Raw genomic sequence first — 4187 nt, 5'->3', positions numbered from 1 at the left:
CCGAAGGTCTTGTTTTGCAGGACGCTTTCGCATACGGCGTATTAACCAATCGGCTGACGCCTCTTGGATACGCCAGCAAGGATAGGAAGTTGCCGGTTATGATGTAAAGAGTCATTTCGTTATGAGATGGCTCTTTTTGTTTATTCTTATCGGTCGGGAGCAGTTGCCTGTCGCTCGGTTTCATTGCTAAATAAGCCTTCCCCTATGGGGAAGGTGCCGAGCTTGCGACGCGAAGCTAGTCCTGTAAGGACGAGGCGGATGAGGTCCAACCCAACGGGGATTTTAAGCGGGTCCTGCCATGGGATGTTCCATTCCTGCGCTACGCACAGTGTCACATCAATTTGGCAGCAGGCTTCGGCGGAGGAACGACGGTGAAAGTGCGTCCGTCAGAAACCTCAAGACGGCGCAAATAGATTTTGTGCTGATGTGGCATGCGACTACGCTTATCCATGGAATCATCCCCATGTCACCCGCTGGGTCCATCTGGTCAATTGATGCAGTCAATCAGCCCCCGCCTAATAAACCAATACTCAACAGCAAATATTTGACAGTTGCAGGTTTTGTATATTTATAAAATTATAAAATGCTTGCAGGAATTATAATACTTTTATAGAATATAAAAGCTGTGGTATTGTGTAATGAGAAAGAGGCGGAGAATGTGAAGCGCTATGAAGCAGTAATTTTTGATTTGGATGGAACATTGATAAATTCCATAGACGACTTGGCAGATAGCTGTAATGACATGCTAATTGCCTATGATTTACCAGTGCACGAAGTAGAGGAATATAAGTACTTTGTGGGAAATGGTGTAGGTAAGCTAGTGGAGAGGGCTTTGCCGAAAGACAAGGCAGCCGACAAGGAATTCTATGAGAAGGCACTTGTGAAATTTAAGGAGCTGTATAATGGCAAGGTTCTTAATAAAACCCGTGCATACAGTGGTGTCAGGGAAACCTTGTTGAAGCTTATCGAAAAGAATGTTCCAATGGCTGTATGTACTAACAAACCAATGGATGCGGCCAAGACAATTATAAGTATATTGTTTGAACCAGATACTTTCCAGGTGGTTATGGGAGATCGTCCTGGTTATCCGAGAAAGCCGGATCCATTTACCTGTCTGGAGATCTGCAAGGAAATAGGTGTAGAGCCGGAAAATGTGGTATATCTTGGTGACAGCGGCGTAGATATGCAAACAGCGGTGAGTGCCGGATTTTTACCGGTAGGGGCCCGTTGGGGATTCCGTACAGACGACGAGCTATTGGAAAATGGTGCGGAACTGCTTTTGGATAAGCCAACGGATTTACTCTTTAAAGTACAGTTTAAAAAGTAATGCTAATTGAGTGGCGTCAGCTACAGAATTTTGTGATATAATAATATCCGCAATTATTCTGGAGGGTGATGCCCTCTTTGTTTTTGGAGGATATAATATGGCGAAGGTTCCTGTAGAAAAGGGAAAGCTTTACAATATAAAAATAAACAGCCTTGGCAGCAGTGGTGAAGGTGTAGGCCGTATTGACGGATTTACTGTATTTGTAGTGGGTGGACTTCCTGGGGAAGAACTTTCCGTGAAAATCAGCGAAGTGAAGAAAAGCTACGCCACAGGTCAATTGGTCAAGATTGTTAAGCCTAGTCCGGAGCGGGTGGAACCTCCTTGTGGGATCTATAAAGAGTGTGGTGGGTGCCAGCTACAGCATTTGTCCTATGAAGGTCAGCTTAAGGCAAAACATCAGCAGGTGAAGGATGCCATAGAGCGTATTGGTCATTTGAAGAATTTACCTGTTTTGCCAACTATAGGGGCGCAGGATCCTTGGAATTACCGCAATAAGGTGGCATTCCCCGTAGGGAGAGAAAAGGGCAGGACCATTATTGGCTGCTTTGCTCAGGGAACCCATAAGATTATTGATTCATCAAACTGTATGATACAGGATACAATAAATAACGAAGCCATCAGTGCTGTTCGCGAGGTTATAGATAAGCTGAATATTCCTGTTTATGATGAGGATCGTCACACCGGTGTGGTGCGTCATGTGGTAGCCCGTACTGGGGAAAAGGGACAATTGATGGTAGTTCTGGTAACTGCTACCAAACAGCTGAGTAAGGAAAAGGAAATAATCAAAATGCTTCGCAGCCGTCTGCCACAGATGGTTAGCCTTCAGCAGAATATCCAGACCTACCGCAACAATGTAATTTTGGGCCGCGAAACCAAGCTGCTGTGGGGGCGACCAACCATAAAGGCCAAGCTGGGGAAGTTCAGTTTTAATGTTTCTGCCCGTTCCTTTTTCCAGGTTAATACCAAGCAGGCTGAGGTGCTTTATGACAAGGCCCTGGAGTTTGCCCAGCTGACCGGAAAGGAAACAGTAATTGATGCTTATTGCGGTACTGGTACTATCAGCCTTTATCTGGCCCAGAAGGCCCGTAAGGTTTATGGCGTAGAAATAGTAAGTCCGGCCATTAAGGATGCGGAGAAAAATGCCCGTGAAAATAATGTTAAGAACGCTGAATTTATAGTGGGTGATTGTACCAAGGTAATGCCAAGACTTTATAATCAGGGTATTCGCCCTGATGTAATAGTGGTGGACCCACCACGGGCCGGCTGTACAGAAGTGGTATTAAAAACCTTTGCCAATATGAAGCCAAACCGTATTGTATATGTCTCCTGCAACCCTGCCACCTTGGCAAGAGATCTGGAAATATTGGATAAGCTGGGGTACAAGGCTGAAAAAGTCCAGCCAGTGGATATGTTTATCGCCAGCAGCCACGTTGAGAGCGTAGCACTAATTAACAAAAAATAAAAGTGACGTAAACCCTTGTCGTATAAGGCTTTATGGCATATTTTAGACATATAAAAATAAGGAATGAAGCTGTGCCAGAAAAACAGCATTTTAGTGATTTTCAGCAGGGCAACATACTCAAAGTGATAGTTGGGTATGTTGCTCTGCTGATTTTTTGCATTAAGGTAGAGTATGTGGTACTGCTATTGGCATAGTTGGGAATGTGGGGACGATGTTGTTCTGAAACTATAAACATATCTACTCTGTAACGGGCGTAATTACTGGGGTGGGATAGATATGTTTATGGCACCTAGACTTTTTTATAGGTTGGGTATGTGGTAGTGCTAGAATGTAGAGGTGCTATATTGATTTAGATGGAGGACAGGTTTACTTAAAAAAAGACCCCGTATCAAATTACGAGGTCGCTCAATAATATATAGCCTTTTTATCAAACAATGTATTTGCAAAGTCATTACAATTTGATATAATTAGAGAAAATAAAGGGGGAGATAACAATGAAGGCAAGTACGCTTACCATGAGAGTTGACCCAGTGCTGAAAGCTCAGGCAGAAGAATTGTGTGCTGAAATGGGACTCACCCTTTCCACGGCATATACCATGTTTTTGAAAGCCATGGTCAGAACACGGTCTATCCCATTTCCAGTAACTGCTGATCCTTTCTGGAGTGAAAAGAACCAGAAGTATCTTGCAGAATCCATAGCAGAATTAGAAGCTGGCGGTGGAGAGGAGCACGAATTAGTTGAGGTTGAGTAAAAAGTGGTCCAGTCGTGCATGGCAGGAATATATTGACTGGCAGCTGGAGGACAGGAAAACTGTAAAACGGATAAATGAGCTGATAAAGAGTGTCGAGCGTGACGGTGTCCTCGAGGGTATCGGCAAGCCTGAAGCTCTGAAGCACAACCTGCAGGGGTGGTTCAGTCGCCGTATCGACGAAGAAAACAGACTCGTATATCGGGTAATAGAAAATACTGTTGAGATACTAGACAGCCGCCTCATTCGAGGCGGTTTTTTATGCTTACTTCTCTTTAATCGAAGAATAGCGAGTCTTTTTCCGTTGTTTTGTCCCATCAGGCATGGTTATAATATTGGTTCTATCTTGCATAAGTTTTTGAGTATTCTCTTCTTCGGCTATTTTACTTAAAATGGAGATAAATACAGATGCATCGTCATTGGTACTATCAAAATCATCTTGCAGGGAAATTATACGAATACCAAGTGAAATGGCACCTGTGATTCAGCATTATGCTATAACGAGGTGAAGATGTCCCCCTCCTCTTTAGGTGGGGGTGAAAACAAACTTCAACAGGTGGTGAGCATATCTCCCACCTCGTTGCGACGCGAAGCTAGTCCTTTAGGGAAACGCTAATTGGAAGATTTTTCTTCTAAAGAAGAAAAATTT

Annotated in this window: 4 protein-coding genes; all 4 read left to right on the top strand. The window is 43.8% G+C overall.

The features are described 5' to 3' along the window. Positions 1 to 658: 658 nt before the first annotated feature. The 4 genes from QZV24_RS10040 to QZV24_RS10610 all read left to right on the top strand — a co-directional run bounded on the left by QZV24_RS10040 (position 659) and on the right by QZV24_RS10610 (position 3929). Complete coding sequence (locus QZV24_RS10040) at positions 659 to 1327, top strand: HAD family hydrolase (RefSeq protein WP_294523441.1); 669 nt, start codon at positions 659 to 661, stop codon at positions 1325 to 1327. Between the two features lie 97 nt (positions 1328 to 1424). Continuing rightward, positions 1425 to 2789 (top strand): 23S rRNA (uracil(1939)-C(5))-methyltransferase RlmD, encoded by a 1365-nt coding sequence (gene rlmD / locus QZV24_RS10035; protein ID WP_294523439.1) that lies wholly within the window; start codon positions 1425 to 1427, stop codon positions 2787 to 2789. 494 nt (positions 2790 to 3283) lie between these two features. Next, complete coding sequence (locus QZV24_RS10030; RefSeq protein WP_294523437.1) at positions 3284 to 3541, top strand: type II toxin-antitoxin system RelB/DinJ family antitoxin; 258 nt, start codon at positions 3284 to 3286, stop codon at positions 3539 to 3541. Continuing rightward, positions 3528 to 3929 (top strand): Txe/YoeB family addiction module toxin, encoded by a 402-nt coding sequence (locus QZV24_RS10610; protein WP_363138211.1) that lies wholly within the window; start codon positions 3528 to 3530, stop codon positions 3927 to 3929. The genes QZV24_RS10030 and QZV24_RS10610 overlap by 14 nt, the downstream gene beginning before the upstream one ends. The last annotated feature ends 258 nt before the right edge of the window (positions 3930 to 4187 follow it).

The organism is uncultured Anaerovibrio sp. (assembly GCA_902786545.1).
GTDB lineage: Bacteria > Bacillota > Negativicutes > Selenomonadales > Selenomonadaceae > Anaerovibrio.
Note: the sequence above shows the minus strand (reverse complement) of the source record. Positions and strands in the feature narration are given on the sequence as shown.